This window comes from Pseudomonas sp. IT-P258, assembly GCF_949767825.1.
In the GTDB taxonomy this organism is placed as follows: domain Bacteria; phylum Pseudomonadota; class Gammaproteobacteria; order Pseudomonadales; family Pseudomonadaceae; genus Aquipseudomonas; species Aquipseudomonas monachiensis.
In genome coordinates this window covers 71,245-96,474 of the sequence record NZ_CATKPU010000012.1, presented here as the reverse complement: position 1 = coordinate 96,474, position 25,230 = coordinate 71,245, and the positions used below count along the sequence as shown (strand labels likewise).

The window sequence follows — 25,230 nt, the reverse complement described above, 5'->3', positions numbered from 1 at the left end:
AAGTGTTAACAGGTGTGAAATGGTATCTATACGCATTTGAGATTGCATATCAAGTGTGATAGCGTCCGGCACATCCCCTGACAAGATCGCTTCCCGCTGATGGCCTCCTGTAAATCTCCAACACTGACCCGGCTGGTAGAGATCCACTATGAGGAGCTCAAGGCCTATATCCAGCGCAGAGCGGGTTCATCGTTCATTGCGTCGGACATCGTTCAAGAGACTTGGCTGCGCGCTGCCAGGCACTCGACAAAGCAGCCGGACAACCCGCTGGCCTACCTCTATCGCACGGCAACCAATCTGTTGCTGGACAAGCAACGACAGGACACGACCCATGGTCGTTACTTCGGCGAAAGCGAGTTGGCGGAGGCGATCGAGTGCCCGTTGTCATCCCCGGACAAGGCTGCCGGTATTCGTCAGGAGCTGGAAATACTGTCCAATGCACTAGACGATCTGCCGGAGAAATACCGCGCAGTGTTTCTGCTCTCCCGTTGCGAGGGATTCACCATGCGTGAGATCGCCATGCAACTGGATATCAAGGAAGGCACCATCGAAAAGCAGATCGCCAAAGGCATGCGACACTGTCGCAGGCGACTGGAGCGCACATTCTCGACGCGCTCAGAATAGACCCGGCGCCACTTGCGCCCGCAACCGCCGCCCGATCACATCAATCGTTGCCCGTGCTATTCGTCCACGCTGACGCCCGATCCCCCTAATTCGCTGGGGACATCCTTCAGCTTGGGCAACCCGTCTTTGATGCGCAGCCTGGCCTCCTGATAGTGGACGTGAACGCCTGGCGAATACGCGAGATCCGGGATGACAGCGGCATACACGTCGATGAGCCCCATCCCTGGGTGTTCGGTGAAGATGTGCCCGCCGCAAGTCTTGCACCATTTGCGATAACTCTGCGGTGTTTTGTTGTAGGTGCCAATGTTGTCCGCCCCCCGAGTCACTTGCACCGCCTCGGGTTTCCACAGCGTGAAGGCATTGACCGGCGCTGCCGACCAATGTCGACACGACTGGCAATGGCAATAGCCCATTGCGGCCGGCTCACCGCTGACGGTGAACTCGACTGCGCCGCAAAAACAACTGCCTTTGTAAGACTTTTGAATGCTCATGGAATGACTCCTTCATCAGTTGTTACCCATACCGCCAAAGTTGGGATGGCAAAGCGAAGGTGCACAAGATAAGCATCGAATTCGCCAATCGCTAATGTTTGATTTGAAAGCTTAAAGCGAAAGAAAACTTTCCAAGAATGGCAGCGCCAGGAACTGGTCTACCTGGAGCTATTTCGATTCGAGACGGAGGAGTCGCTTGCATGCAATTCTTCAAGGATCTCTAGAAACAGCTCTGCGCTTCGTGACAGAGGGCGAGAAGCCTCGGTTATTGCGCAGATGGTGTTATGGAACACGGGGCTGTCCGGTAACTCCCGCAAGTCGAAGCGCGGGGCAATGAGTTCGACATAATGCTCCGGTAGCAACCCGGCGTAACCTCCACCTTCAACGAGCATCGCGATCGCTTCCAATCCTGCGGCTTCGGGCCCTCGTTCAAAACCGTGTGTAGCCAGCGTTTCTTCGACGAAGGGATGTGGTCTATAAACCAGTTGAGGTCGTAGCTGTTTCTCGCCCGGCGCTTGATTCGCTACATAGACGCGATGATCTTCGACGAACAGCTTTTGGTAATGAAAAGCTCGCTCTTTTTTGTACATTCCACGAATGGCCACCTGCACCCGGCGCTCGCGCAGTGCCTGGTTCAAGTTGGCAAAAGTCATCACGGCCACTTCTGCCTGAACGTTAGGAGCCCTTCGTCTCAGTTCTTTCAGCGCTTCGGCCAGCCGGCAATTCGGATCAGCTAGCATATGCTCGACCGTTCCAATCGAGACGGTGCCGGATATCACGGCACGTACCGCATCAATTTCTGGCTTGATTCGCTCAAGAGAGTTAAGTGCATTCGTCGTTAACTCAAGCGCCACTCTCCCGGCCGCGCTCAGCTTGAAACCTGCCGGACCTCGCTCGCACAGACGCACACCCAGGCGCTCCTCAACCTCCTTGATATGCCTGCTGATCGAGGCTTTGGTCATATTCAGCCGGCGTTCAGCCGCAGCAAAACCCCCGGCTTCGGCGGCGGCACAAAAAATACGTAGAGAGCGCAAGTCACGTTCGGTCAGGTCGAATCGGTTCATGGATAAAAGGTATCAGATTCCAAGACCATATCGCTAATAAAGTGATTTTACTTGCGCTTTCGCACTGGCTAATTTGGTTCCAGCAACCTTCACAACTACAACACTCCAAGAAATGGGGGAACTGCATCATGACTACACACAGTCGCCGAAGCATCGTGAAAACCGTGCTCTTAACCTCACTGGTTATCTGTACTTCCACCTTCGCATCAGCCCAGGCAAGCACGCTTGCCGACATCAAGCAGCGTGGCAAGCTGACAGTGGGTACCGAAGCCGCCTACGAACCTTATGAGTTCGTTGAAAACGGTAAGGTTGTGGGTTACGGCCACGATATTCTCGAACAAATGGCCGCAAAGCTCGGCGTCGAACTGGAGCAGTTGAACCTGCCGTTCAACGGTTTGCTTCCCGGTCTGATGAGCAACAAATTTGATTTCGTGGCCACGTCCGTCGGGATCACGCCTGAGCGTGCCAAACGGTTCGCTTTCAGTCAGCCCATTGGTGTCGTCCGCTCGCTGTTCGTAGTCAAGGCGAGCAACACAACTATCAGCAAGCCTGAAGATGTGGCAGGCAAAGTAGTGGGGACCCAGATGGGTTCTTCAGCCCAACAAGCACTGCAGGAATACGAGCGAGAACTAAAAGCCAGCAAAGGGCAGGGCTACGCTGACCTCAAACTATTCCAGGGCTATCCCGATGTTGGCTTAGCAATTGCCAATGGCTCAATCGATGCAGGTGTTCTACCCAGCAACGTATTGGCTGTGCAAATGCGCCGTCAGCCGGACATTTATAAAACGGTTGGCGAAGTTGGCGATGCCAAGCTGTTGGCTTGGGTAGTCAATGCCAAGAATCCAGAAATACGCACCTTTATCAACGAAACGCTTGATGAGATGCGTGCAACGGGCAAGTTGGCCGAATTACAGAAAAAATGGTTCGGCGAAACTCTGGCATTACCGACTTCAGGGTATCTCCCTGACGCGGCCCTCTAAGTGGAGGGCCAGGTAATGATTAGCTGGTTGAGTGCGCACACCGCGCTGGGTCCGTTTTTCGATGGTTTGCTACAAGGTGCGGCAACGACATTTATCGCAAGCAGTCTGGCTTTTATCGCAGGACTCGGATTGGGCGTGCTTTTGCTTCTCCTGAGAGTCGCGGCGGGACCGATTGGCCGATACGCGGTGATGGTCTACGTCAGTGCCATCCGCGGCACACCGTTGCTGATTCAATTGCTTATCGCGTATTTCGTTGTGCCGGGCCTGATCGGTATTTCGCTGACACCACTGCAGGCGGGGATCCTGGCCCTGTCTTTCAACACGGCGGCCTACATCAGTGAAATCCTGCGGGGCGCTTTGACTTCGATTCCTGGAGGTCAGGTGGCAGCAGCCCAGGCACTGGGGATGCGCGCTCATCAGAAGTGGCGTTACGTGCTGTTGCCGCAGATGTTCCATCGCTCCATTCCTCCGCTGACCAACGAGTACACCGTACTGCTCAAAGCCTCATCACTGCTGTCGATCATTGCCGTCAGTGAGCTCGCTACCGTGGCTCGTAACGCGACGCTGCAAAGCGATCTGCCGCTGCAAGTGTTCAGCGCAACAGCGGTCGTTTACTTCCTTATTCTGCTGTGCGCTTCGTCGATCTCGCGACTCATCGAGCGCCGCCTTGCCAAGGTGATGCCAAATGCCCATTGATCTTGCGGTGGTCAATCATGCAATCCCCGCGTTGCTGCAGGGACTGAAAGTTACCGCGACGGTCAGTGCCATAGGCATTCCGCTGGGGATATTGATCGGAACTCTGTTCGCTTACATGGCCGATGCCGAGCATTGGCTGCCAAGATTGTTTGCCCGTAGTTATGTCGAACTTGTCCGAAATGTACCGTTCCTGATCGTGGTGTACCTGCTGTTTTTCGGCCTGCCGCAGCTGGGAGTGCAAGCCTCATCCTTTGCGATCGCCATTGGTGCCACTGCGTTCTATACGGCCGGTTATTTCAGCGAAATTCTGCGCGCCGCCCTGAAGAGCGTGCCTGCCGGCCAGGCGCGCGCAGCGCGGTCACTGGGGTTTTCCGTCTGGCAGGTCCAGCGCTACGTGGTCGTGCCGCAAAGCTTCGGCTACCTGATCCCGCCTACTACCAGCCTGATCATCATGATGTTCAAGGACACCGCGATCTTCTCGGTAACCAGTCTTCCTGAGCTCACCTATCAGAGCAATCTGATGACCGCTGACACCTTCGCTTATCTCGAAGTGCTAGGCACCGCTGCATTGCTCTATTGGTTGTCGAGCATTGTCCTCGATGCACTTGGCCAAGTTCTGGAAGCCCGTGAAAGACACTGGCGGCATCGCTAGAAAATCCCATCATTCAGGAGTTTTTTATGAAGAATCTGACCGTCGCGCCACGTACCAGCCATCAGACCCTGCTTTATTCAGAACTGATGACCGATCTTGAAAACCTTCAACAGGCGGATATTGCGGTGCTTGGCATGCCTTTCGGTTCGCCCTACGGCCCGCGCTCATACACCAACGACCAGACCAATGCGCCGCAAGCAATACGTCAGCTCACAGACCGCATGGTGCGTGATCCGCGGCATTACGATTTCGATATCGATGGCCCGCTGCTGCAAGGTCGTAGCGATATCCGATTCATCGACTGTGGTGATGTGTTACCCGATGTCGCCAAACCAGGTGAGCACTATGAGCGTGCCGAGCAGGCCGTACGCCAGCTTCTCAAAGCTGGAGCGCTGCCGGTCATTCTTGGCGGTGACCACGGAATTACTACGCCGGTTTTACGGGCCTACGACAGTCTCGACCCGATCACCATCATCCATATCGATGCGCACCTTGACTGGCGCGACGACGTGAACGGGATCCGTGAGGGGTTGTCCAGCCCGATACGTCGTGCCTCCGAAATGGCCCATGTCGGCCGAATCTTCCAGATCGGACTGCGCGCCCAAGGCAGTGCACGTCCCGAGGATCTTGAGGTCGCGCGCGCGTATGGTGCGGAGTTGATCAGTGCCTATGAATTGCATGAGATCGGCATGGACGCAGTGCTTTCGCGTATTCCCGATGGTGGAAACTACTACTTGACCATTGATGCCGACGGTCTCGATCCGACCATCATGCCCGCTGTAGATGGGCCGGCCCCTGGTGGCGTGACTTTTTTACAGGCACGCAAGCTCATTCACGGATTGGTGAAAAAAGGACGGGTAGTGGGTATGGATATCGTTGAAATCCAGCCGGCTAAAGACAACGCAAGCAACCTCACCTGCGTGACGGCGGGACGCTTGATTGTCAATCTGATCGGCGCCTCTATTCGCGCGGGGTATTTCGACAAATGATTCAGACTACAGCCGCGGTGTCATCGGTTTCACGCTTCGCTGCAGATGTTCAGCCCCACTGCATCAGAATGCGCGGAATCAATAAATGGTACGGAAATCTGCAAGTCCTCAAAGACTGCTCGACGCACGTCAGTAAGGGCGAAATTGTGGTGGTGTGCGGGCCTTCAGGTTCAGGCAAGTCGACATTGATCAAGACGGTCAACGGCCTGGAGTCTTTTCAGAAGGGTGAAATCCTGGTGAATGGGCAGTCGATCGGCAGCGCAAAAACCGACCTGCCAAAGTTGCGCCAGCAAGTGGGCATGGTGTTTCAGCATTTCGAACTGTTCCCCCATATGTCGATCATCGAGAACCTCACGTTGCCACAAACGAAGGTGCTCCATCGTCCGACAAACGATGCGAAAGCCAAAGGTCTGGCATTGCTTGAACGTGTGGGCCTCAGCGCACATGCCCACAAGTATCCGGCACAACTCTCTGGAGGTCAGCAGCAGCGTGTTGCCATCGCCCGGGCGTTATCGATGGATCCGGTCATAATGCTCTTCGATGAGCCAACCTCGGCGCTGGACCCTGAGATGATCAACGAGGTGCTGGACGTGATGGTATCGCTAGCCAAGGACGGCATGACGATGATGGTGGTCACCCATGAGATGGGATTTGCTCGGCGTGTGGCAGATCGGGTGGTTTTCATGGAGGAGGGGATGATCATTGATGACACATCCTCTGAAGCATTCTTTAACGGGACATCTTCGGAGCGGGCAAAGCTCTTCCTGTCGAAAATACTGGGGCACTAAGTCCCACAATGTATTCAGCGTTGAACACGGAGTCAGTCAATTAAAGCTCAGTCAGCAGGTATCGATAATGGATTACTCTGCTGACTGAGGCATTTCGTATTAGATCTGCTTCGCATCGTGTAACAAGATCTACGACCGGCAGTTAAACAACCTTAATGCGGATATCCACTTCAGAGGGAGGTCTGTTGCAAGGGCTGTGGGCCTTGACATCAGAACACATACCGACCAGGGCAACCCTAAAGATTCAAGTGAATCTAACCGCCCTGCGGTAGGACTCGGGCATCATTGCCTGAGCCTTGGATATACACCTTCATGCCTTTATTCAGTGATGGATTGATCGGCTGGGTAATTGATACCAGCACGCCACTGTTTACCCGCACGATGATCTGTTGCGCCTCTATCGGTTGGTCATATTTTTTCTTCTCTGCGTAATTACCGCCAACCGCACCGGCGAGAGCCCCGGCAACCATGGCGACATCACGTCCGGTGCCATGACCGATCAGGCTGCCGATTCCCAGGCCGCCGAGGCCACCGAGTACAGCGCCGACACCGGAGTCGTGATTGGTCTGCATCTGCGTTAGCGAGATCTGCTCGATCTTCCCTGAGCGAATCTCGATTTCACCGGCGCCGCCATCGGTCGATCCTACGGCGGAACAAGCACTGATCAGCACAGTCACCAACGTAACCGTCAGCCAGGACAAAATAGCTTTCATTGCTGTGCACCTCGTTGTTATTGGTATTTGATGGCAATGCCTTTCAGCTTACGTCCCTGGATCGTTTCAATATCACGGTTCCAAAGTGGGCCTGTCACATAGGCGGCGACCGGCTGAATGTGATCGTAGACGACGACTACCGCGTCTGCGCCAAGTTTGGCGGCTTCTTCACGTAACTTTTGTTCGACCTCAGTAATGGGCGGTGCGGGGTCGACTGTGGCATCGATCAGGATTTCTCCCAGCCGCACATTGGGACGCGTCGGTTCTGTACGTAACACCTGTACTTCACTGGGCAAGGTCGGTGCGGGATGCTCGACTCCGACGTAAGCAGTCGTCTGCGCGTCCACGGATGCACAAGCGCTTAATGCAAGCGCAATGGCGATGAGCGCTGCGAAAAGTAACGGTCTTTGCAATCTTGAAAATTGCAGCGATGAATAGAGATGCATGTCAGCGTTCCTTTGCGTGAGGATTATCGAACCGCCAACGTCTGCCGGCGGTAACTCCAAGGCTCAACTGCGAATGAATGCCCAGAGATCGGCGTTCAGTTTGTCGATCGCCGCCTTGAAGTCCTTGGCGGTAATCTGCTGGCTTTCGTTTTTCAGTTCGGTGCCGAACACCTTGCGCACCACTTTGGCCACGGTCTGGTTGCTCCTGGCGTCGACGAACTCGGCTTCGATGAACAGGTTGGTGTCCTGGTCACGGTGGCCGGTGGCGGCCTGGGTTGCGCCGACGACGGCCGCGATGGGAACCACTTCATACCACTTCATGCCTTCGTTGGAGGCACTTACTCCGGTAATTGCCGCACGCATGATCAGGGGGCGCGAACCCGCCGGTGCGGATGAGGTGTTGGTCACTACGCGATACTTCTGACCCAGGGTGGCCTTGGCCTTGTTGGTCATGTAGTTCTGAATGTCCGTCAGCGTTTGCTGGTTGACCCGCTCATCGGGTTTTGGCGCAGGGTAGAGCTCCAGTTTATTAAACACCACGGTGTCATAGGCATTCGGGTTCCACGAAGGGCTGACCCAACGCATTGTGGTACCGCCGCTCGGCGTTTCGACTTCCTGCAGGTTGTTGTAGTTGGACAGGAAACCTGAGTATTGCTCCTTCTCAGTCACTTTCGAGGTGCAACCGCCTAGCAGCAGACTGGCCAGCGTGGCGCCGACGAGCAGTTTTCGGGACAGATTCATAGTGGTGTTTACTCCTTGGAAGAAATCTTCGTTCTTTTGTTTACAAGACATCAAAATCGCCAGGTCATGTTTCCGCTCAAGGCTTGAATCCAGGCATTGTCTAATTGACCGGATACTCGATTGCCCGATACGGATTTGGTCTGCTCAACCGGCATGTCGCCGAGCCAGACCATGGCCCAACTGACGTTGACATCGGTGTCCTTGTCCAGAGCATAGGTGGCTCCGGTGGCAATACGCCAGGATTCGTTCATCGGCAGGACTACACTGCGGTTACTGTCCGAGACGGCGCTGCTGTCGTAGGCCACGCCGAAGTTCCACAACCACTGCTCGGTGGCCTGGTATTGCGTGCCAAGGGAGAGGTGCCAGGTGTCCTTGAAGCCGGCGTCGACGGTCTTCGATTGCGAGCCGAACGCCGTGGTGTCGACCTCTACGGCGATGTCGCCGAATTCCGACCAGTCCTGCCAGTTGGCCGAGGCCAGCAGTGCCCATTGTCGGTCCAGTTGCTGGAACAGGCTCAGGGTGACGGTTTGCGGCACCTTCATGTCCAGTTCGGTGTTGGTGTTGTTGACTCTGTCGAGCAGACGTCCGTCGCCCTTCACATCAAGCCGGTCCTCGAAGTTCTGCCTAACCCACCTTCTCAAGTCGAATGAACAATATTGGGGTGGCTGTTATGTTGTTGTTTCCAAGGTAGCGTTCGCTCCGAACAGGTCATGAGATGGCTGCAATCGCGACTCTTCAGGCTGTATAAACAATCGTCACTTCCCCCAGCAGAAGCCAAGGGAACGAGTGACTTGGCGGGAGTTCATAAACATCAGACCACCCAGTGGCGGCCTGAACCGGGCCGCCACTCTTTGACTAGTTGACTAGTTGCCCGCAGGCATCGGCAGGCTGATCCCCTCTTTCTGCAGGACTTCACGTACCGACTGGAATTTCTGGTACTTGGACAACTCGATCGGCCCGTCATAGCCCATGCTTTGCAGTTTGCGTGGCGGGTACTTGATGTAGGTCTGCATCAGCTTGTTGATCGCCTGGCTGATCGGCACCATGGTCCAGGTGCGCTCAGTGACGTTACTCATGAAGATGTCGTAGCGCTCCTGTGGATCTTGCAGCAAGTCAAAGACTTGCGGCACTGTCGCCACGTACTTCGACTCCCCTTTCCAGCCCAGGTTGGTATCCACGGCCAGGCCGCCGGTCGGCACGCCATTGTCGCCACGCAGGTTGAACACGGCCTTGTAGTTGCCTACGCGGGCCGCACCAGGGGACAACTCGTTTTCGGTGAAGTAGAACCACTCTTTACGTGGATCGGGACCCGTTCCGGTGATTACCGGGGTCATGTCGTAGCTGTCGAAATAGATTGGCTGACCTTCGCGATCCTTCTCCGGCAACTTGATGCCGGCCACCGAGGCGAAAGTTGCCATCAGATCGAGCCCGCCGAGAATGTCGTGGTTCTTGGCATTGGGCTTGATTTTTCCGGGCCAGGTCATGATTGCAGGGACCCGGTTACCGCCCTCGCGCACGGTGCCTTTGGTGCCACGAAATGGTGTGTAGCCGGCGTCCGGGTAAACATCCTGCCAGGCGCCGTTATCGGTGGTGTAGACCACCAGCGTATTCTTATCCAGGCCCAGCGCCTTGAGCTTGTCCATGATACGGCCGATGCGCGTATCCAGTTCGACCACCGAGTCGGCGTACTTGGACTTGGAGATCGACTTGTGAACGAACTCCGGTGCCGGCAGGTTCGGCTGGTGCACTTTCATGAAGTTGACGTTGATGAAGAACGGCTTGTCGGACTTGGCAGCGGTGTCGAGAAATTCCAGCGCGGCCTTTTCGACATAACCGTCAAAGTAGGGAATCCCGACTACACCGGGTTTGCCATCGATGACCGGCGTATCAACATACTGGCCGTTGATCTTGAACTCTTCGACGGCCTTTTCTCCCGCCTTGCCCGAGAGTGCGCCCTTGGTCACCTTGGCAAACATTTCCCGGGTTTCCGGGTCCATGTCGGGGAACCAGGTCGGGTCGGCGTAGGTGTAGGCATTGAGGTGATAGAGGCCGACGTACTTCATCACGTCATAACCCTGGGCATTGGGCAATGCATAGTCGGCTTCGCCCAGGTGCCACTTGCCGGTGAAGTAGGTCTCGTAGCCGCCGGTCTTGAGCACCGAGGCCAGCGTCCACTCGGCGGCGGGCAAACCACCGCCCTGGCCCTGGAAGGCCACGGTGGTCATGCCGCTGCGATTGGGGATACGCCCGGTCTGCATGGCCGCCCGGCCCGGGGTGCAGCTCGGCTGGGCATAAAAGGAATAAAAGGTCGTACCTTCTTGTGCCAGTTGGTCGATGCTGGGGGTTGGCATGCCACGGCCGACACCGCCACCGTACGGCCCCAGATCGCCGTAGCCGGTGTCATCGGAGACAATGAACAGGATGTTCGTCTTGTCCGTCTGGGCGGCTTGGGCAACCCCATTCAATGACAAAAGTGCAGCAAACACGATAGAAAGCCTAAAACGATCCGACAGCTTTTCCATACCAATATTCCTTGTTTTTTCATAGTGTCAGCAACCGGGTGATGAGTGCACCTCAATATTGTCCTTTGGTGCATTGACCATCGAGTAATTAGCCTAGGTACTGCATACAGAATCATTTCCTACTTTTTGCATGACTACGCACGGATTAAGGCCCACGGCAGAGTCTAGTGCGGATTCGGAAGTTGAACGTGGCAACTGCGATTTTTTAGAGGGCCATGTCACAACTATTATTTGATCGCGCAGTCGGGCCGCCCATGCCTAATGGTATTCAGCCTAAAGTTCTCGACTCACCAATCACTGTGGCCGTTTCACCGAGTTGCTTGCGCAATATCGCCGCAGAAAATATCGCTATTGCCATCCTCGGGTGCCGTACGTACGACGATGGAGTACGTGCCGGCAAGCAGGTCTTTCATGGCTATGGGCGCGCTTCGGTAGAAGGTCCAACCGTTGGTTCCAGCGGTGCTTTTGGTATTGACCTTATCGTTCATGGCGAAGGCGACAGCCCCGGGTTGTTGGCAGCTACCTTTATGGATGAACGTGTACAGGCGAGGGGGCAGCAGGGTTCCGGTTGGAACGCCTGTGATGTCGAAGTCAAAATTGGTTTGATTGCCGACACTGGTCAACGTGGTGCTGGCGATCTGGCCAGGATTATTGTGGGTAGCCGCCAAAGGAAGGTTCATCGAATGGTTCGATGAACTGCTGCAGCCGAAGAGACTTGCCATGATCAGTAGCGCTGGCAGGGCAGTACTGGGTTTCATTGACACCTCCAATAGTGGAAGAAGTGCATAGGGGAATATTGGGTATAGCTCATTAATACGCTATGGTTTGCTTGAAAAAGTCAGTCTTTATCAACTAAGCAGTGCGAGTTCATGGCGGGGGGGTATTTCACTCATATCGATCGGATCGGCATACAGCTGAAATAAAACCAAAAGCCCTACTTTGTTACCCCGTTGAGCAGGACTCCGTACGACTGGAGAAACTCCACCGTGCCGTGGAAGATCAGGCCCACGCCCATTGCCGAAACGAAGAAGCCGACAATGCGTGTCGCCGCGTCAATGCCTTGCGGGCCAATCTTTTTGAGGATGTCATTGGCGTAAGCCAGAGACAGGTAGGTGGTAAACATGGTGGCGAAGATCGCCAATGCTACTGCCGCGAAGGACAGTATGGCGCGGTCGGAATCCTTGATGGTACTGGTCAGGCCGATCACCGTGGCAATGGCGCCAGGGCCGAACATGATCGGCATGGCCATGGGAATGAAGGATACGTCCTGGTTACCCTTGCTACTGCCTGGAATCAGGCTGCTGTTTGGCGAGGGGGCGAAAAGCTCGAAGCCGATACGCATGAGGATCACCCCGCCGACCACCCGGATCATACTCAGGGGAACCTCGAACAGACGCAGCAGCAGGTTGCCGAAGATCAGAAAGAAAAACATCAGCGCCAGCGCATAAAGGCAGGCCTTGCGTGCCACCTGGCGCCGCTCGGCGGCGTCTTTGTCTTGCAGCAGGCCCAAGAATACCGGAATGGCCTCAAGTGGATTGATGATTGCCAAAAGGGTGGTGAACATGCCGAAGAACAGAGTGGCGTACGTGTTCATGGATGATCTGCCCAGAGCGTGGTTTACCAAGTCACCATAGCTCATCAGTAGCAATTCGCCTCAAGTCATTGCCGCAGAAAATCAGGGGGCGGGAATGACGGTTTATACAGAAGCGTGAAAAATTGAAATGGAGGCAGGACCGAGCGATAGGTGGTGCTGATCATGCTCAATGGAAAACCCACTAATAGAAAATGCGTAAGCGATGGGCTTGAAACTGGAGGCAGGCTGCTGCTTCCGTTTCCCAGATGCTGACAGTTCAGTTGGAAGAGTTGCTCAGTTGCTGAAGCTCAAGTTGCTTGGCAGCACTGGCTTCGAGGGTTGCACGCTCTTCATCCAGATACCGATAAATGCTTTGGAAGTTGGCGATTTTCTGTTTGATTTCTGCCATCTTCTTTTCAATTAGCTTCGCGCCGTCAGCACAATCGATCAGCTTGTTCCGCTGCGCATCCAGAATCTCGCCTATTTCCCCCAGGGAAAACCCCATGCTTTGCGCGCGCTGGATAAAGTCCAGATCCTGCAGAGTTTGCACTGTGTAAACGCGATAGTTGTTAGTTTGCCGCAGCGGTGAGATCAGGCCGATTTGCTCGTAGTAACGGAGCGTATGGCGGCTGGCGCCGCTGCGGGCCTCGAGTTCGCCGATTTTCATTAAAACACCGCTTGACTATAGAGTTGGGTCGATAGTTTACGCTTGATTTTTCACCTTAAACAAGGAGCAGGGAAATGAGCGTGGAGTGCTTTGTCACGGGGGGTACCGGCTTCGTCGGTCAACATTTGGTGGCGTGCCTGAGTGCAAAAGGTCACACCATTCGGGTGTTGATGCGTCGCCCAGAGCGACTAGCTGCACTGCGCGAGCAAGTCGATAATTTGGGAGGGTGCGCAACCCGGGTATTTGCCGTAGCTGGCGATCTGGAACGGGACAACCTCGGGCTGAGTCTTGCTGACCGAGAAGTGCTAAGGCACGCCAGAGTCATATTCCACCTGGGCGCCCACTTCGCATGGGGGCTTTCAGTGGAGCATTCTCGTGCGGTGAATGTGGAAGGGGCAAAGCGCGTGGCGCTGTTGGCGGCTGAGCAAAAAAGCCGTTTAGTGATGATCGGCGGCTACATGCTGAAAAATCATGAACATCTGCAACGCATCGGAATTGATCCTCGTCATCCGCAGTTGACGAATTGGCCTGCCGTCTACCGACATGTCGGTGGTTACGAGGGAAGCAAGCTGGAGGCGCATTTTGCGACCCTGGAGGTCATGGCCGCCAAGGGCGGGGAGATTACCGTTGTCCACCCTGCGACTGTCTGTGGTCATAGCCGCACGGGGCATATCCTTGACGGTCAGCCGCTGGTGGAGCTGATACGCAACCTTGTGCAGGGAAAGCTGACTGCAGTGCCCGGTACCGCCGAGCACTGGCTGCCACTGGTCACCGTGGATTACCTGGTTGAACTGGTGGCAGTTTGTGCTTTTGATCCGGCCATGGTGGGCCAGGAACTGCTGGCGCTGGATGACCAAACTCCAAACTTGCGAGAACTCCTGATACAGGTGGCACACCCTTTGGGCTTAAAGTCTCCCAAGCATCACATTTCACTCCGATTGCTGAAGTTGCTACTGAGTATTCCTCCCGTCGCGTGGTTTTTGAATACAAAACCCGAAGCCTTGGACTTTATCCAGACCACTCGTTTTGATACAGCGGCGGTCGAGCAATTTGCCAACAGACATGGAATAGCCAAACCGGATATACGTCAGTCTTTGCAGCACACTGCAACGTTCGTCAACTCATATTGCATAGGCAAGGGCCAGACCCTCTGACTTCTCCCTTGGCGGCGATAAGAAGGCGAATAGCATCCTACTGGGCGATCCAGTGCTTATGCCACAATAAATACTGGGGTTGGTGGGATCTTCGTATCTTCAAACTTTGCGCCGTCGATACAGGGCGGCATTCTATCGAACGACACTTCAGCGACAGGGATCGTCATCCATGCAATCTACTTTCAGCAAAGGCGTCATATTTGCACTCTCCGCTGCGGCACTGAACGCAACGATCGGTGTACTCAGCAAAATACTCATGAGTAATGGTTTTACCGCTAGCAGTGTCGCTGTCATCAAGACCGTACTGGGTTGCGTGCTTCTCTCGATCCTGTTGTTTTTCCTCAAGCGCCCGGCGGCGTCGACCAAATGGACTCAGGCGGCTATCTGCGCATTCCTTGGCATCTTTGTGCTGTTCCATTTCGAAACGTCCGCCTATCGACACTACGCTGCGGCAGGTGTGGTGGTGGTGCTGATGGCCAGTGCCTCAATTTCCTCGATCATTCTGGGGCGTATTTTCCTCAAGGATGCCATCACCGCGAACGCTACCGTTGGTGCTGCACTGGCTATCGCCGGGATCTCGGTGATCTTCGGCGGCGACCTGCAGCAGGGCTTTACCCTGCAAGGTGCTGCACTCGCCTCCATGGCCGGCTCCGGCTATGGGGCCTTTTCGGTTGCCATGAAGCGTATGGGAGTGTCGGGGGGGCTGCACTTCACCCGACAATTGTTGTTCTTTGGCAGCCTGTACTTGCTGATGCCGGCTGCGGCCGATGGTTTCGCGATGGGCGAGCTGTCGCCGCTGGCGATCGCCGCGCTGCTGGCGCTGGCCACGCTGCCGACAATCCTGGGCTTCTTCTGCACCACCAAGGCCATCGAGTATCTCAAGCCATCCCAAGTGCAGGCGTTGGAGCTGACCGAGCCACTGTTCGCCGCGCTGCTGGCGTTTGTGGCGCTCAACGAAATACCGCGCGAAAGCCTGTACGCGGGAGCGGCACTGATCATCGTCGGCCTGTGTTTCTCCAATGAACTAATCCGCTTGGGTAGCAAAGCATCCGTCCCTTCGACCGAGTGAGCAATTTTCGGATCCTGATTACTTTAGCAATCAGTGGTTTTTAAGTGTTTTGAGCGACCGACCGCTTCTGGCCGATTTCTGCCTGTCGCGAAAGGTTGAATCCACAATCCAAAGCGGACCGTCACATTTCACCGGAATAAGCGGCGTGTTGTCAGCCATGACCAAAGCGGTTTCACAGCAATGGTAGGCGTAGACCCTGTGCGCATGTTTGATCACGCAAACTTGCATCGGAACGATCTTGAGCAGCTCGCTGATTTCCTCTTCAACGCTGTGTTTACGGCAACCGCAGGCACAGGACCACCGGTGATCTGGCAGTTCGAGAATGACTTGGATCACGGAAGGTCGGTGGGTAAAGGTTTGCGTTTGCCTTTCGCAACCACTACCTCCTCTTCAACCATATAGTCGACATTGCTCAAGGGAAGCATCCCGATATGTCGAAAAACGAGCCCGTTCGATGGGCTCGTTTCTTGTAGCCAGTGTTTGAACTACCAACCCAGCTGCTTGTTGAACGACAGCGCATCATAATAGTCATGCTGCATCGCGATCTTGCCATCCTTCAGCCGAATGAAGCTGATGCCCTTGAAAGACAACGGCTTGTTGGTTGCTGGCGTTTCAGGTGCCCAGGCGCCGGTGTTCTTCCCATCGAACTGCCACTCGAAGGCGATGTTGTCGCCTTCGATGATGGGCTGGCCAACCATTTGCCATTTCAAGTCAGGCACTGCATCGATAAAGAGCTTGATGACCTCGACCCTGGCAGTTTCCCGGCCGACTTTAGGCACCCCTACGGACGCGTCCAGGAACTCCCCGTTCTCGGCAAAATACTGTGCTGCCGCATCGGGATCGTGTTTGTTCCAGGCGCTCATGTAGGCGGTGATAACGTCCAGGGTCTTCTCTTTGTCCGCTGCAACCGAGAACTGGGCAAACAAGAGAAAGACAAGAATGCTGACGAGATGGGCGGATATCCGGTGCATGGTATTTCCTCTTCGTTTTTTGCTGTTGTTGGAGGTGCGGAAATCAGTTTTGCCCGGGCATGCAACGGCCTATCGCGGGGCAGGCAATTCAACCAGCGACCAATCGATCGATAGCGGCTTTAGTTTGTGCACCTTGGCGGCGGCAGGACGACTGGCCATGTTGCCGACGAACCAGTTCGCTGAATTGGCCGCGACGATGCGGCCTTCGCCGTTGATGATGAAGGCTTCGTTCTTCATGCGCAGCAGGCAGCGGGTGAGCAACTGATCAAATTCGTGCAGGGCAATATCCGCCGCCGCGACGCCGACAAAATGCCCGCCGGCGAAGATCGGCACCGAGAAGGCCAGTATGTAGAGTTCGGTGCCGTAGAGGTCCACAAACGGACCCTCGACCGACGCTTGGCCCGTCAGCTTGGGGCGGGTGAACCAGGGCATGCTCTGGTAGTTGTAGAAGCTTTCGCTTTGGCGATTGAAGTTCAGCATCATCGGCGCGATTTTTCCGCGGACGGGGCGGTAGAACCATTCGAGGAACAGCTCTTGATCGGCGAGCTCGCCCGGTTCCAGCACCACACCGGTGCCATGGATGTACGTATCGTTTGTTGAGAGCCGCTCTTCGATGGTCGCCTGCAGGAATATCAGGTCTTTCGAGGTGGGTTTTCTGCCTTCAGTGGCAAGCGCGTCCCAGACCGTCACCACTTGTTCGGCCAGCATGTTGAGTTGCTCGAACACCTTGCTGAAAACCTCTTCCAGACGCTGGGTGCACTGGCGAAGGTCTTCGTTCTGTTCTGTCGTGATCATGACAATGCGTTCTCTTGCAGCCTGAGTAGTTCGAAGCGCAAATCCATCAGGCGCTTGATGCCTTCCTTGATATGGGCTTCTGTCAACGCGCTGGCCAGATTGGATTCGCCGGCCATCACGGCCTGCAGGATGGCCCGGTGCTCGGCAATGGCGGTGTTTTTCTGCCTGTCGCTCATGGCGATCCATTGCAGCTCGCCCATTTCGGACTGCAACCGCATTTCAGCGTGGGTCAAGCGCACCGATTGGGCCGCGACGGCGACTTCGATGTGAAATCGCGCATCGGCACGTCGCAACTCGCTGCGTGTGGTGGCGCCCTGCAGTGCCGTCACGAAATTTTCCAGCCTTTGGTGCTGGGCGCTGGAGGAGCGGCTGGCCGCCAGGCCAGCGGCGGTAGCCGAAATCGCGATCTGTTCGTCGCAGAGGTCGCGAAGTTCCAGCGAGCTCATGGCGCTCAACCTGGCCTTGAGAAAGTCATCGGAAACTTCCACGGGGGCGCAGACGAAACTGCCGCCATTTCTGCCGCGTTTTGTAGCGACAACGCCGCGCTGACGGAGGATCGCCAACGCGTCGCGCAACGTTACGGTGGCCACGCCGAAGCGTGTCGCCAGCTCGCTTTCGCTGGGCAATTGTTCGCCCTCGCCAATCAGGCCCAGCTCGATGACCTCGATCAGCCGGCGAGCCACTTCCTCGGGCTTGCCTTCCTGGCTGACCTGCAGCAGGGAAAGCCGGTTCACTTTATTCAGTTGAGTCATCCTATTCGTCGTAAAAAATATGGAACTAGGTTTCTTTTAGTCATATCCCGTCTGGCGCGCAACATGAAAGCGGTTTTTAGCCCGAGTTCGGCCGCGAGAATGTCGTGATTGGATAAAAACGACACATTATTTGGCAGCTTTTAAATCATAAGATATGGTTTCATATGTTTAATAAAAAGCCTGGCTCCGGGACCTGCCCGGAGCGCTGAAATGCACTGGCATCGACACAGAGGAATGGCACCGTCATGACGAATCCAACGCTTAGCACTTGGGAAGCACGCGCACAGGCACTGAAGATAGAAGGGCGCGCATTTATCGGCGGGGACTATACCCACGCCGTCGAGGGAGAAACGTTCGATTGTCTGAGCCCAGTCGATGGCCGCCTGCTGACCAAGGTCGCAAGCTGCTCGGCCGCAGACGCTGATCGCGCCGTTGAAGTTGCTCGCGCTACGTTCGATTCGGGCGTCTGGTCGCGCATGGCGCCGGCGGACAGAAAGCAGGTTATGGTTCGTTTCGCCGCCTTGCTGGAAGCCAATGCCGATGAATTGGCGCTGCTGGAAACCCTGGACATGGGCAAGCCGATCAGCGATTCGCTGGCCGTCGACGTGCCGCAAGCGGCACAAGCGCTGAGCTGGAGCGGCGAGGCCATCGACAAGATCTACGACGAAGTGGCCGCCACCCCGCACGATCAACTGGGTCTGGTCACCCGCGAGCCGGTCGGTGTGGTCGCGGCTATCGTGCCGTGGAACTTCCCGCTGATGATGGCCTGCTGGAAACTGGGCCCGGCGCTGTCGACCGGTAACTCGGTGATCCTCAAACCGTCGGAAAAATCGCCACTGACCGCCATCCGCATCGCCCAACTGGCCATCGAGGCCGGCATTCCGGCCGGCGTGCTCAACGTGCTGCCAGGCTACGGCCACACCGTCGGCAAGGCCCTGGCCCTGCACATGGACGTCGACACCCTGGTGTTCACCGGATCGACCAAGATCGCCAAGCAGCTGCTGATCTACTCCGGTGAGTCGAACATGAAGCGCGTCTGGCTGGAAGCCGGTGGCAAGAGCCCGAACATCGTCTTCGCCGATGCCGCCGACCTGCAGGCCGCGGCCGAATCGGCGGCCGGTGCCATTGCGTTCAACCAGGGCGAAGTCTGCACCGCCGGCTCGCGCCTGCTGGTGGAGCGTTCGATCAAGGACAAGTTCCTGCCCCTGGTAGTCGAGGCCCTCAAGGGCTGGAAGCCGGGCAACCCGCTGGACCCGGACACCAACGTCGGTGCCCTGGTCGATACCCAGCAGATGAACACCGTGCTGTCTTACATCGAGTCCGGTCACAACGAGGGCGCCAAACTGCTGGTGGGCGGCAAGCGCACCCTGCAGGAAACCGGTGGCACCTACGTCGAGCCGACCATTTTCGACGGCGTCAGCAACGCCATGAAGATCGCCCAGGAAGAAATTTTCGGCCCGGTGCTGTCGGTGATCACCTTCGACACCATCGAAGAAGCCATCAATATCGCCAACGACACCCCGTACGGCCTGGCTGCAGCCGTCTGGACCGCCGACATCTCCAAGGCCCACCTGACCGCCAGGGCGCTGCGCGCCGGTAGCGTTTGGGTCAACCAGTACGATGGCGGCGACATGACCGCGCCGTTCGGTGGCTTTAAGCAATCGGGCAACGGCCGCGACAAGTCGCTGCATGCGTTCGACAAATACACCGAGCTCAAAGCCACCTGGATCAAGTTGTAAGTCAGCAAAGCCAAAACAATAACAGCCGACAGGACCTTGTCCTCAGGATAACAACATGAACAGTTCCGAATTCACTGCAGCGGACAGCGATGCCGCCCAGCTCAGGGCACTTGGCTATACGTCCAACTTCGAAAGAAGCATGAGCCTCTGGGAAAACTTTGCGCTGGGCTTCACCTACCTTTCGCCGGTCGTGGGCGTTTATACGCTCTTCGGCCTGTGCCTGGCGGCGGGCGGGCCGCCAATGTTCTGGTCGTACTTGCTGGTCGGCTTCGGGCAGATGTTGGTCTGCCTGATCTTCTGCGAAGTGGTTTCGCAGTTTCCGATTTCCGGGGGTGTCTACCCGTGGGCACGTCGCCTGGTGGGTAAGCGCTGGGCCTGGATGGTGGGCTGGATCTACTCCGTTTCGCTGTGCGTGACCATCGCCGCCGTAGCGCTGGGTGCCGGTCCTTACATTGCCGCGATGCTTGGCTTCGAACCCAGTCCGGTGACCAACACATTCGTCGCCCTGGCCCTGACGGTGATGGCGACCGTGCTAAACCTGAGCGGAACCAAGCTGCTGGCCAAAGTCGCCATGTTCGGTTTTATCTGCGAGTTGCTGGGCGCGATCGTGATCGGTGGTTACCTGTTGATATTCGAACGCCACCAGCCGTTTTCGGTGCTGTTCAATACTTTCGACATCAGCATCGATGGCAGTTACTGGCCAGCGTTCCTGACCGCGTCGCTGGCTGGCATGTTTCTCTATTATGGCTTTGAAGCGTGCGGCGATGTGGCTGAAGAAACGCCAAACCCGAGCAAGCGCATTCCCAAGGCCATGCGCATGACCATCTACATCGGTGGTGGCGCAGCGATCTTCGCCGCGTTGGCATTGATCCTGGCGGTTCCGGATATTGCCAAGGTGCTGTCGGGCGAAGACAAGGATCCGATGTCGACCATCATGGCCAATGCGTTCGGGCCGACCGGATGGCGCATCGTGACGGCGGTGATCACAGTCTCCTTCGTCTCCTGCGTCCTGAGCTTGCAGGCGGCGGCCAGTCGCTTGCTGTACTCCTTTGCCCGGGACGAAATGGTCATGGGCAGCAGCGTACTCAAGCGTCTTTCACCCAACACGCGTGTGCCCACTGCAGCGTTGATCACTTGTGGCGTGATCCCGGCGGCTATCGTTTGTGCAGGGTTCTACCTGGAGAACGCCATCGCAATCATCGTGAGCTTCGCGGCGATCGGCATTTATTTGTCGTTCCAGATGATCGTGGGTGGGGCGCTGTTCGCTCGAATTCGCGGTTGGAAGCCGGCAGGTCAGTTCACCCTGGGCGGTTGGGGCTGGATCGTGAACATCCTGGCGCTGATCTACGGCTTGCTCGCGATCGCCAATATGTCCTGGCCGCGTACGCCGGATGCCCCTTGGTACAGCAATTACGGCATTTTGCTCACCGCCGCAGTTGTCATTGTTTTTGGCTTGTTTTACATGGCCGTGTTCAAGCCGTATGACAAAGGTACTGCACCGTTTGCCGATGCATGGAAGCTGCACAGAAAGTAAAACGTAATGCTCCCAAGTGAATAGGCGATTCAATTGGGAGCGCACGCGATTTCGGGCGCGACACATGCCCCATGAAAACCTATCCCACAACGCGTATTTGGCACCTCCTCCGGATAGTGAAGGGCAACTATGGTGGCGTGAACCTCACCACTCCCGCGGGCCTTAGACGGACGATTCATCGTCAGCTGTTGCACCATCTGCAGGATGTCAGACCCGCATTATCACTCGCCCGTTGCGCCGACGGCGCGCGAGCACGCCCTTCAAGTAAGCATACGGACCATGTCCGTTGAGACGCGCAGATTGGATCAAACTCATGATCGCCGTTACCCGTTTGCCACTGCGCAGTGATCCTGCGAAGAGTCAGATCTGCAACAGCGGCGCTTCAAGGTAGTCGAAGGTAGCTCGCTAACTTGCTGGCGGTAGCTTTGTGAGAAGCGCCCCAGGTGCAAGAAGCCGTAGTCCAAAGCCAGTTCTGTGACGTTGGCCACATTGCAAGTGGGATCGGCGAGGCACGCGTGGGCGCATTCCAGTTTTCGCTGGTGAATATACTTACGCGGCGTCGTCAGAACGTGGCACTCGAACAGCGCGTAGAGTGACTCTGGCACACGCCAAGCCGGCATCATTCCCTCACCACAACCGTGCCTCTGCTTCGTCATATTTACTGGCGACTTTCAAAAAGGTTTCCGCCCACCCACTACTGAGACTGAGCTCTTGCAGCGGACCTGTTGGCGCAAAAAGTACAGCAAAGTGGGTTCTTGCGGGCAGCACTCCGCCTCTAAGTGAGTTGATCAATCCCTCCAGCTCTGCTTTTGCTTCATCGCTGTCAGCCCAAAAACACCAGCAGAAGTCATTCTCAGGAAGCGAAATCAATTCGAGGGATGCCTCCAGCACATGAATGAGGAGCTCAAGAGGGTTGTTGTGTTGAGTTGATCCGCGAACTAACTGCTTTGTACGGTTCATCTCCATAAGGCATCCAAACGTCAAACCGACGGAAAAAAGATAAAGCCTGGCGCGCTTCGCCAGGATCGGGCCTCAGAACAAGTAAACCACTTTTCTCGTCAGACAAAAAACGGGCACCTTTGATGCCCGTTTTCCTTTACTCAGAAGCCTGCGCCCGTAACCGCCGCCCAATCACATCCATCAAATCACAACCATCGCGCAACGGGATGACCAGCAGTTTACAGAAGTCCTCCAGCACCACCGTGTCGCAACCGAGTTCGGAGCGATAGGCGATATTTTCCAACACCTGCGTGACTGTGCGAATGCGGTAATCCGCCATGGCTTGCAGGACGTCGAGTGGCGCTTGGGTGTCGATGAGCAGGGAAGCCGGTTTCAGGTCGATTCCGGTAAGAGGCATGTATCTTTCCATAGATGAAACTCCGATCAGTGCAAAGGTTGACTATCCCTCACTCGTCGCCAAACGAATGGGTGACAGCTGTACGCAGGTTGGCGAACCGGGATCGGAATACCGGCAGACCCGAAGGTCTCCCGCGCACAGCTGCCATAAAGACAGCTTTGCGTGCGTGCAACAGCGCCTGCAAGAAAGCACAGAGCTTTTGCATCCGATCGAGCAGGTCGCCAAACCTGGTCGCCATTGGGGCGACGGGGCGGACTATAAGCTTCATTGCAAGAGGGGGCAAGATCGAGTGTTCCGAGGGTGTTGCGGGTTTTGTCCGAGGCTAATGCATGGGTGAATATAGGGCAGGTTCAAGAACAAACGTTCGTTAAAGTTACGGGGTGTTCTAGTCTGAACTATATTTTTGCTGGGGAGGGTGTATGGGTTTTTATTTATTATTTGTTTTTTTATTTTGAAATGGCTTGCGATTCTGCGTTTTTAATGGGGCGCTTGCCATTTGTATTTTGTTACGGTGAGCGCCCATGGTTTTTATATTTAAAAAATTAACTAATCCAAGAAATTAGTTGAGTGAGATCACTTGGGTGGCTTGCGTGGCTTACTGATTGTGATGTTTGCATTGTGTTTATAAACGCAATGCGCGCTGTATCATTTTTTTGAATGCCCAAGCATGCCTCAATCGCTCCTTTGTCCCACACCCAAATCCCTAGAGCTCGGAGCTGCGAGACTAAGTTTGCGATTTCGGTCTGCATGGCTACTGCCATATTTGAAAATGCTTCTTCCGGGGGGACCGGTACCGATTGGCCAGTGGCATTTTTTCGTGTTGGGAATCCATCCGATCCAAGGTGGTAACCACCTGTTGCCTGATTTGCTATGAACCAGTTTTTACATGCTACATAGTCGGGGTCGGTAAGGTTTACTAGATTGTTTTGAGGCGCGACTTTAAATATGTAATCAAGGTCGACCACCGCTTTTGGGGTGAAACCAACAGCCCGTAAGACTTGCATCATCGGCCAGGTTGATGAGCTGCTCGAGCCCTCAATTAAACAAGTTTTATCTTGAGATAGGCTTCTGCTTGTGACTGTTTTGTATAGAGAAGGAAGCATCATGGATTCTGTTTTTCCCTCTACGACTAAAACTTTCTCAGAGAATAGGAGGTAGGTAGAGTTTTGAAGGGAAAAAATGACATTTGCTTGGTGCGAATGTGTTGATATAAGGTTTGCTGCAGTGGTGAGTTTTGTTCGGGTTACCGTTTCGCCCGCGGGATTTTTGTATATTATTGACGTATTAAGGCCGTGCGAATTTCCAAGCATTAGTGGTGAGTGAGTGGAAAATATAACTTGAAAATTTTGAGTTGATAATATCTCTAATGACTCTCTTAGCCTCTCGATTGCTTGAGGATGGAGGTATAGTTCTGGTTCGTCAATAAGGAGTATTGTTACTGAGCCTTGACCGTTACGCTGGTTCATTTGCGATGCTAACAACTTAATTAGTGCCATTTGAACTGTTCGCTGGGCACCGTGCCCATACGAAGTAAACGGTCTTTGGTGTCCATGACCATCTGAAAGTGAAATAGTTGCCCCTTTGATGAGTTCATCTAGTGTGGGTGGCTGTATATCTAGATGCATGCCAATGCCTGGGAAAAATTCTGCTATTTCCGTAGCGGCTTGTGTTTCTAGTACTTCAAGTTCTCGCAAGCGTCCCGGGCCTGTTAAGTGGGCTCCTAGAGTTGCTAAATCCGCTAATACCGTTTCCATGGCAGTTATGTTGTTTGTGCGAATTTGTTCAACTGTGTATTTTAGTAAAAGGCCGATTGTGTTTTTTGCTGCAAATCTACTTATGTCATCTGCAGAGTCGTCCATCGCTTCAATATAAAGAGGGTCTGGAAACAAAACACCGAGAGCGTTATCCAAGCCTGTGGGATTCGCTGTCCATTCGGATGTGGCTGGGTCAAAGACTTCGATACGAACTTGCGCTGCTGGAACGTTTGGTGAGTCTTGACGACGTCTAAAACGTAAACCTCCGTCTAGAATAAATCTGTTAACTTGTGCTTGTTGGTTGGTGGGTAATAGGCTTAAGTTGACGCTTGATATGCGTCCTTCAACTATTACGGGTGCCTCTGGATTGTAAAACATGTGGGCGGAGAGTACGTATTTGTGTAGTAGCCAACTTATTGCTCTGAGAATGTTGGATTTTCCAGAGTTGTTGTATCCGATTATCGGGTTGTAGCTGTTGAGTGGTATGGCGATGGATACGCAGGAGCAGAAATTTTGTATGTTTACATCTTCCAGTCGCATGGTGTTGTCCTTTGGTGTGATAGGTTTAGATGCGCAAATATACAGTTGGTTATCGCGTTTTTAGTGAAAAACATAGGTTTGGATTGGGGTGTGAAATAGGAAGGGCTTTTAAAGTTCGCCCTCTGCTGACACAGCTATCAGACAAATTAAAGGCGTTCATCTAAGTCCTAATTATTTAGTTTTGGTCATGATGATAAGCTCCCAGAGTATTTTTTCTGCATTTGAGTGTTGAGAGTGATTTTGAGGTGGTAAGCGGTCACCTTTATTGGACGTTACTTCATCGCCGCAGTTAGCGCAGCGATAAATTCCGGATGCAGGACATTCGCTCGCGGGAGAGAACAATTTTCGCCAAACACTTCCTTCTGGCTCTGAAGTTTCAACAAGATATTTTTTTGTGCTTGGAACGTAAAAAGCCATATTTCCTTACTCGCTTTATGTAGGGTTTTGGGATGCGGCAATTGCTTCAAGGTAAAATTCTGGCTTCGATCCACTGTCGAGGTTACGGTCGTAAGGATCAAATCTGGATGCATTCGACCAGTAACAAAATAGTCGCAAATTACAATGCTAGCCTGCAAAGAATGAAGAAATGGAGGCAGCGGTATTGGTAACGTAAGTCCAG

26 protein-coding genes and 4 pseudogenes are annotated in these 25,230 nt (G+C 54.7%); 10 read left to right on the top strand and 20 right to left on the bottom strand.

Going from position 1 to position 25,230, the window contains the following annotated elements; translation table 11 throughout:
• Positions 1 to 99 precede the first annotated feature (99 nt).
• A complete protein-coding gene (locus tag ACM6G4_RS01680; protein ID WP_056723700.1) occupies positions 100 to 624 on the top strand; it encodes an RNA polymerase sigma factor in 525 nt (174 codons plus the stop codon).
• 56 nt (positions 625 to 680) lie between these two features.
• Here ACM6G4_RS01680 and ACM6G4_RS01675 read toward each other — a convergent pair whose 3' ends face one another.
• Positions 681 to 1,115, bottom strand: a complete 435-nt coding sequence (locus tag ACM6G4_RS01675; RefSeq protein WP_414912902.1) for a GFA family protein — start codon at positions 1,113 to 1,115, stop codon at positions 681 to 683.
• A gap of 158 nt (positions 1,116 to 1,273) precedes the next feature.
• Positions 1,274 to 2,179 (bottom strand): LysR family transcriptional regulator, encoded by a 906-nt coding sequence (locus ACM6G4_RS01670; RefSeq protein ID WP_414912901.1) that lies wholly within the window; start codon positions 2,177 to 2,179, stop codon positions 1,274 to 1,276.
• Positions 2,180 to 2,307: 128 nt separating this feature from the next.
• Between ACM6G4_RS01670 and ACM6G4_RS01665 the strand changes: the two genes are divergently transcribed.
• The 5 genes from ACM6G4_RS01665 (at position 2,308) to ACM6G4_RS01645 (ending at position 6,284) form a co-directional block, all read left to right on the top strand.
• A complete protein-coding gene (locus tag ACM6G4_RS01665; RefSeq protein WP_414912900.1) occupies positions 2,308 to 3,159 on the top strand; it encodes a transporter substrate-binding domain-containing protein in 852 nt (283 codons plus the stop codon).
• Between the two features lie 15 nt (positions 3,160 to 3,174).
• Positions 3,175 to 3,855, top strand: coding sequence for an amino acid ABC transporter permease (locus tag ACM6G4_RS01660; protein ID WP_414912899.1), 681 nt, complete (start codon positions 3,175 to 3,177; stop codon positions 3,853 to 3,855).
• Entirely contained in the window at positions 3,845 to 4,507 is a 663-nt protein-coding gene (locus tag ACM6G4_RS01655; protein WP_414912898.1) for an amino acid ABC transporter permease, read from the top strand. The genes ACM6G4_RS01660 and ACM6G4_RS01655 overlap by 11 nt, the downstream gene beginning before the upstream one ends.
• 26 nt (positions 4,508 to 4,533) lie before the next feature.
• Positions 4,534 to 5,496 carry an agmatinase gene (locus ACM6G4_RS01650; protein WP_414912897.1) on the top strand — a complete coding sequence of 321 codons (963 nt, stop codon included), beginning with the start codon at positions 4,534 to 4,536 and terminating at the stop codon, positions 5,494 to 5,496.
• Positions 5,497 to 5,564: 68 nt separating this feature from the next.
• Positions 5,565 to 6,284 carry an amino acid ABC transporter ATP-binding protein gene (locus tag ACM6G4_RS01645; RefSeq protein ID WP_223530247.1) on the top strand — a complete coding sequence of 240 codons (720 nt, stop codon included), beginning with the start codon at positions 5,565 to 5,567 and terminating at the stop codon, positions 6,282 to 6,284.
• A gap of 254 nt (positions 6,285 to 6,538) precedes the next feature.
• On the opposite strand, the gene ACM6G4_RS01640 is transcribed toward ACM6G4_RS01645, so the two are convergent.
• The 8 genes and pseudogenes from ACM6G4_RS01640 to ACM6G4_RS01605 all read right to left on the bottom strand — a co-directional run bounded on the left by ACM6G4_RS01640 (position 6,539) and on the right by ACM6G4_RS01605 (position 12,946).
• The gene (locus tag ACM6G4_RS01640; RefSeq protein ID WP_056723693.1) at positions 6,539 to 6,997 is read right to left on the bottom strand and encodes a glycine zipper 2TM domain-containing protein; all 459 of its coding nucleotides are present in this window, start codon (positions 6,995 to 6,997) and stop codon (positions 6,539 to 6,541) included.
• A 17-nt stretch (positions 6,998 to 7,014) separates the two neighbouring features.
• Positions 7,015 to 7,443: a hypothetical protein gene (locus tag ACM6G4_RS01635; RefSeq protein ID WP_056723691.1), complete on the bottom strand. Its 429-nt coding sequence runs from the start codon at positions 7,441 to 7,443 to the stop codon at positions 7,015 to 7,017.
• A gap of 63 nt (positions 7,444 to 7,506) precedes the next feature.
• Positions 7,507 to 8,184 (bottom strand): DUF3313 domain-containing protein, encoded by a 678-nt coding sequence (locus ACM6G4_RS01630; protein ID WP_056723688.1) that lies wholly within the window; start codon positions 8,182 to 8,184, stop codon positions 7,507 to 7,509.
• A gap of 50 nt (positions 8,185 to 8,234) precedes the next feature.
• Positions 8,235 to 8,804 (bottom strand): annotated as a pseudogene (locus tag ACM6G4_RS01625) (OmpP1/FadL family transporter); the annotation flags it as partial.
• A gap of 243 nt (positions 8,805 to 9,047) precedes the next feature.
• Complete coding sequence (locus ACM6G4_RS01620; protein WP_414912896.1) at positions 9,048 to 10,706, bottom strand: arylsulfatase; 1,659 nt, start codon at positions 10,704 to 10,706, stop codon at positions 9,048 to 9,050.
• A gap of 308 nt (positions 10,707 to 11,014) precedes the next feature.
• Positions 11,015 to 11,464, bottom strand: a complete 450-nt coding sequence (locus tag ACM6G4_RS01615; protein ID WP_056725143.1) for a hypothetical protein — start codon at positions 11,462 to 11,464, stop codon at positions 11,015 to 11,017.
• Between the two features lie 176 nt (positions 11,465 to 11,640).
• Positions 11,641 to 12,345, bottom strand: a complete 705-nt coding sequence (locus ACM6G4_RS01610) for a MarC family protein (RefSeq protein WP_414912895.1) — start codon at positions 12,343 to 12,345, stop codon at positions 11,641 to 11,643.
• A gap of 211 nt (positions 12,346 to 12,556) precedes the next feature.
• Entirely contained in the window at positions 12,557 to 12,946 is a 390-nt protein-coding gene (locus tag ACM6G4_RS01605; protein ID WP_414912894.1) for a MerR family transcriptional regulator, read from the bottom strand.
• A gap of 74 nt (positions 12,947 to 13,020) precedes the next feature.
• Here ACM6G4_RS01605 and ACM6G4_RS01600 point away from each other — a divergent pair, with 74 nt between their 5' ends.
• Both ACM6G4_RS01600 and ACM6G4_RS01595 read left to right on the top strand, forming a co-directional pair.
• Positions 13,021 to 14,100, top strand: a complete 1,080-nt coding sequence (locus tag ACM6G4_RS01600; RefSeq protein ID WP_414912893.1) for an SDR family oxidoreductase — start codon at positions 13,021 to 13,023, stop codon at positions 14,098 to 14,100.
• 169 nt (positions 14,101 to 14,269) lie between these two features.
• Positions 14,270 to 15,169, top strand: a complete 900-nt coding sequence (locus ACM6G4_RS01595) for a DMT family transporter (RefSeq protein ID WP_056725150.1) — start codon at positions 14,270 to 14,272, stop codon at positions 15,167 to 15,169.
• Positions 15,170 to 15,319: 150 nt separating this feature from the next.
• On the opposite strand, the pseudogene ACM6G4_RS01590 reads toward ACM6G4_RS01595, so the two are convergent.
• From ACM6G4_RS01590 to ACM6G4_RS01575, 4 genes and pseudogenes are all read right to left on the bottom strand, one after another.
• Positions 15,320 to 15,594 (bottom strand): annotated as a pseudogene (locus ACM6G4_RS01590) (IS66 family transposase zinc-finger binding domain-containing protein); the annotation flags it as partial.
• 60 nt (positions 15,595 to 15,654) lie between these two features.
• Entirely contained in the window at positions 15,655 to 16,140 is a 486-nt protein-coding gene (locus tag ACM6G4_RS01585; RefSeq protein ID WP_414912892.1) for an ester cyclase, read from the bottom strand.
• A 69-nt stretch (positions 16,141 to 16,209) separates the two neighbouring features.
• Positions 16,210 to 16,935, bottom strand: a complete 726-nt coding sequence (locus ACM6G4_RS01580; protein ID WP_414912891.1) for a cache domain-containing protein — start codon at positions 16,933 to 16,935, stop codon at positions 16,210 to 16,212.
• A complete protein-coding gene (locus ACM6G4_RS01575) occupies positions 16,932 to 17,687 on the bottom strand; it encodes a FadR/GntR family transcriptional regulator (protein WP_414912890.1) in 756 nt (251 codons plus the stop codon). Before ACM6G4_RS01575 ends, ACM6G4_RS01580 begins: the two co-directional genes overlap by 4 nt.
• A gap of 245 nt (positions 17,688 to 17,932) precedes the next feature.
• On the opposite strand from ACM6G4_RS01575, the gene ACM6G4_RS01570 reads away from it, so the two are divergent.
• Together ACM6G4_RS01570 and ACM6G4_RS01565 are read left to right on the top strand one after the other, a co-directional pair.
• The gene (locus tag ACM6G4_RS01570) at positions 17,933 to 19,426 is read left to right on the top strand and encodes an aldehyde dehydrogenase (RefSeq protein WP_414912889.1); all 1,494 of its coding nucleotides are present in this window, start codon (positions 17,933 to 17,935) and stop codon (positions 19,424 to 19,426) included.
• 55 nt (positions 19,427 to 19,481) lie between these two features.
• The gene (locus tag ACM6G4_RS01565) at positions 19,482 to 20,960 is read left to right on the top strand and encodes an APC family permease (protein WP_414912888.1); all 1,479 of its coding nucleotides are present in this window, start codon (positions 19,482 to 19,484) and stop codon (positions 20,958 to 20,960) included.
• Between the two features lie 181 nt (positions 20,961 to 21,141).
• Here ACM6G4_RS01565 and ACM6G4_RS01560 read toward each other — a convergent pair.
• The 6 genes and pseudogenes from ACM6G4_RS01560 to ACM6G4_RS01535 all read right to left on the bottom strand — a co-directional run.
• A pseudogene (locus ACM6G4_RS01560) lies at positions 21,142 to 21,320 on the bottom strand (transposase domain-containing protein); the annotation flags it as partial.
• Positions 21,284 to 21,562: pseudogene (locus tag ACM6G4_RS01555) on the bottom strand (helix-turn-helix domain-containing protein); the annotation flags it as partial. The pseudogenes ACM6G4_RS01555 and ACM6G4_RS01560, both read right to left, overlap by 37 nt.
• Positions 21,563 to 21,587: 25 nt before the next feature.
• Complete coding sequence (locus tag ACM6G4_RS01550; RefSeq protein ID WP_223542446.1) at positions 21,588 to 21,926, bottom strand: hypothetical protein; 339 nt, start codon at positions 21,924 to 21,926, stop codon at positions 21,588 to 21,590.
• A 130-nt stretch (positions 21,927 to 22,056) separates the two neighbouring features.
• Positions 22,057 to 22,329, bottom strand: a complete 273-nt coding sequence (locus ACM6G4_RS01545) for a hypothetical protein (protein WP_414912887.1) — start codon at positions 22,327 to 22,329, stop codon at positions 22,057 to 22,059.
• A gap of 530 nt (positions 22,330 to 22,859) precedes the next feature.
• Entirely contained in the window at positions 22,860 to 24,611 is a 1,752-nt protein-coding gene (locus ACM6G4_RS01540; protein WP_414912886.1) for an ATP-dependent nuclease, read from the bottom strand.
• 171 nt (positions 24,612 to 24,782) lie between these two features.
• A complete protein-coding gene (locus tag ACM6G4_RS01535) occupies positions 24,783 to 25,028 on the bottom strand; it encodes a protein L (RefSeq protein ID WP_414912885.1) in 246 nt (81 codons plus the stop codon).
• Between the last annotated feature and the right edge of the window lie 202 nt (positions 25,029 to 25,230).

Excerpts from the sequence above, each read along its gene's own strand:
- ACM6G4_RS01645 (WP_223530247.1), top strand. The coding sequence starts at position 5,565 with ATGCGCGGAATCAATAAATGGTACGGAAATCTGCAAGTCCTCAAAGAC.
- ACM6G4_RS01545 (WP_414912887.1), bottom strand. The coding sequence starts at position 22,329 with ATGGAAAGATACATGCCTCTTACCGGAATCGACCTGAAACCGGCTTCC.
- ACM6G4_RS01630 (WP_056723688.1), bottom strand. The coding sequence starts at position 8,184 with ATGAATCTGTCCCGAAAACTGCTCGTCGGCGCCACGCTGGCCAGTCTG.
- ACM6G4_RS01620 (WP_414912896.1), bottom strand. The coding sequence starts at position 10,706 with ATGGAAAAGCTGTCGGATCGTTTTAGGCTTTCTATCGTGTTTGCTGCA.
- ACM6G4_RS01575 (WP_414912890.1), bottom strand. The coding sequence starts at position 17,687 with ATGACTCAACTGAATAAAGTGAACCGGCTTTCCCTGCTGCAGGTCAGC.
- ACM6G4_RS01540 (WP_414912886.1), bottom strand. The coding sequence starts at position 24,611 with ATGCGACTGGAAGATGTAAACATACAAAATTTCTGCTCCTGCGTATCC.
- ACM6G4_RS01680 (WP_056723700.1), top strand. The coding sequence starts at position 100 with ATGGCCTCCTGTAAATCTCCAACACTGACCCGGCTGGTAGAGATCCAC.
- ACM6G4_RS01640 (WP_056723693.1), bottom strand. The coding sequence starts at position 6,997 with ATGAAAGCTATTTTGTCCTGGCTGACGGTTACGTTGGTGACTGTGCTG.
- ACM6G4_RS01655 (WP_414912898.1), top strand. The coding sequence starts at position 3,845 with ATGCCCATTGATCTTGCGGTGGTCAATCATGCAATCCCCGCGTTGCTG.
- ACM6G4_RS01570 (WP_414912889.1), top strand. The coding sequence starts at position 17,933 with ATGACGAATCCAACGCTTAGCACTTGGGAAGCACGCGCACAGGCACTG.
- ACM6G4_RS01675 (WP_414912902.1), bottom strand. The coding sequence starts at position 1,115 with ATGAGCATTCAAAAGTCTTACAAAGGCAGTTGTTTTTGCGGCGCAGTC.
- ACM6G4_RS01605 (WP_414912894.1), bottom strand. The coding sequence starts at position 12,946 with ATGAAAATCGGCGAACTCGAGGCCCGCAGCGGCGCCAGCCGCCATACG.
- ACM6G4_RS01565 (WP_414912888.1), top strand. The coding sequence starts at position 19,482 with ATGAACAGTTCCGAATTCACTGCAGCGGACAGCGATGCCGCCCAGCTC.
- ACM6G4_RS01585 (WP_414912892.1), bottom strand. The coding sequence starts at position 16,140 with ATGCACCGGATATCCGCCCATCTCGTCAGCATTCTTGTCTTTCTCTTG.
- ACM6G4_RS01535 (WP_414912885.1), bottom strand. The coding sequence starts at position 25,028 with ATGGCTTTTTACGTTCCAAGCACAAAAAAATATCTTGTTGAAACTTCA.
- ACM6G4_RS01580 (WP_414912891.1), bottom strand. The coding sequence starts at position 16,935 with ATGATCACGACAGAACAGAACGAAGACCTTCGCCAGTGCACCCAGCGT.
- ACM6G4_RS01660 (WP_414912899.1), top strand. The coding sequence starts at position 3,175 with ATGATTAGCTGGTTGAGTGCGCACACCGCGCTGGGTCCGTTTTTCGAT.
- ACM6G4_RS01600 (WP_414912893.1), top strand. The coding sequence starts at position 13,021 with ATGAGCGTGGAGTGCTTTGTCACGGGGGGTACCGGCTTCGTCGGTCAA.
- ACM6G4_RS01650 (WP_414912897.1), top strand. The coding sequence starts at position 4,534 with ATGAAGAATCTGACCGTCGCGCCACGTACCAGCCATCAGACCCTGCTT.
- ACM6G4_RS01635 (WP_056723691.1), bottom strand. The coding sequence starts at position 7,443 with ATGCATCTCTATTCATCGCTGCAATTTTCAAGATTGCAAAGACCGTTA.
- ACM6G4_RS01670 (WP_414912901.1), bottom strand. The coding sequence starts at position 2,179 with ATGAACCGATTCGACCTGACCGAACGTGACTTGCGCTCTCTACGTATT.
- ACM6G4_RS01615 (WP_056725143.1), bottom strand. The coding sequence starts at position 11,464 with ATGAAACCCAGTACTGCCCTGCCAGCGCTACTGATCATGGCAAGTCTC.
- ACM6G4_RS01550 (WP_223542446.1), bottom strand. The coding sequence starts at position 21,926 with ATGGAGATGAACCGTACAAAGCAGTTAGTTCGCGGATCAACTCAACAC.
- ACM6G4_RS01610 (WP_414912895.1), bottom strand. The coding sequence starts at position 12,345 with ATGAGCTATGGTGACTTGGTAAACCACGCTCTGGGCAGATCATCCATG.
- ACM6G4_RS01595 (WP_056725150.1), top strand. The coding sequence starts at position 14,270 with ATGCAATCTACTTTCAGCAAAGGCGTCATATTTGCACTCTCCGCTGCG.
- ACM6G4_RS01665 (WP_414912900.1), top strand. The coding sequence starts at position 2,308 with ATGACTACACACAGTCGCCGAAGCATCGTGAAAACCGTGCTCTTAACC.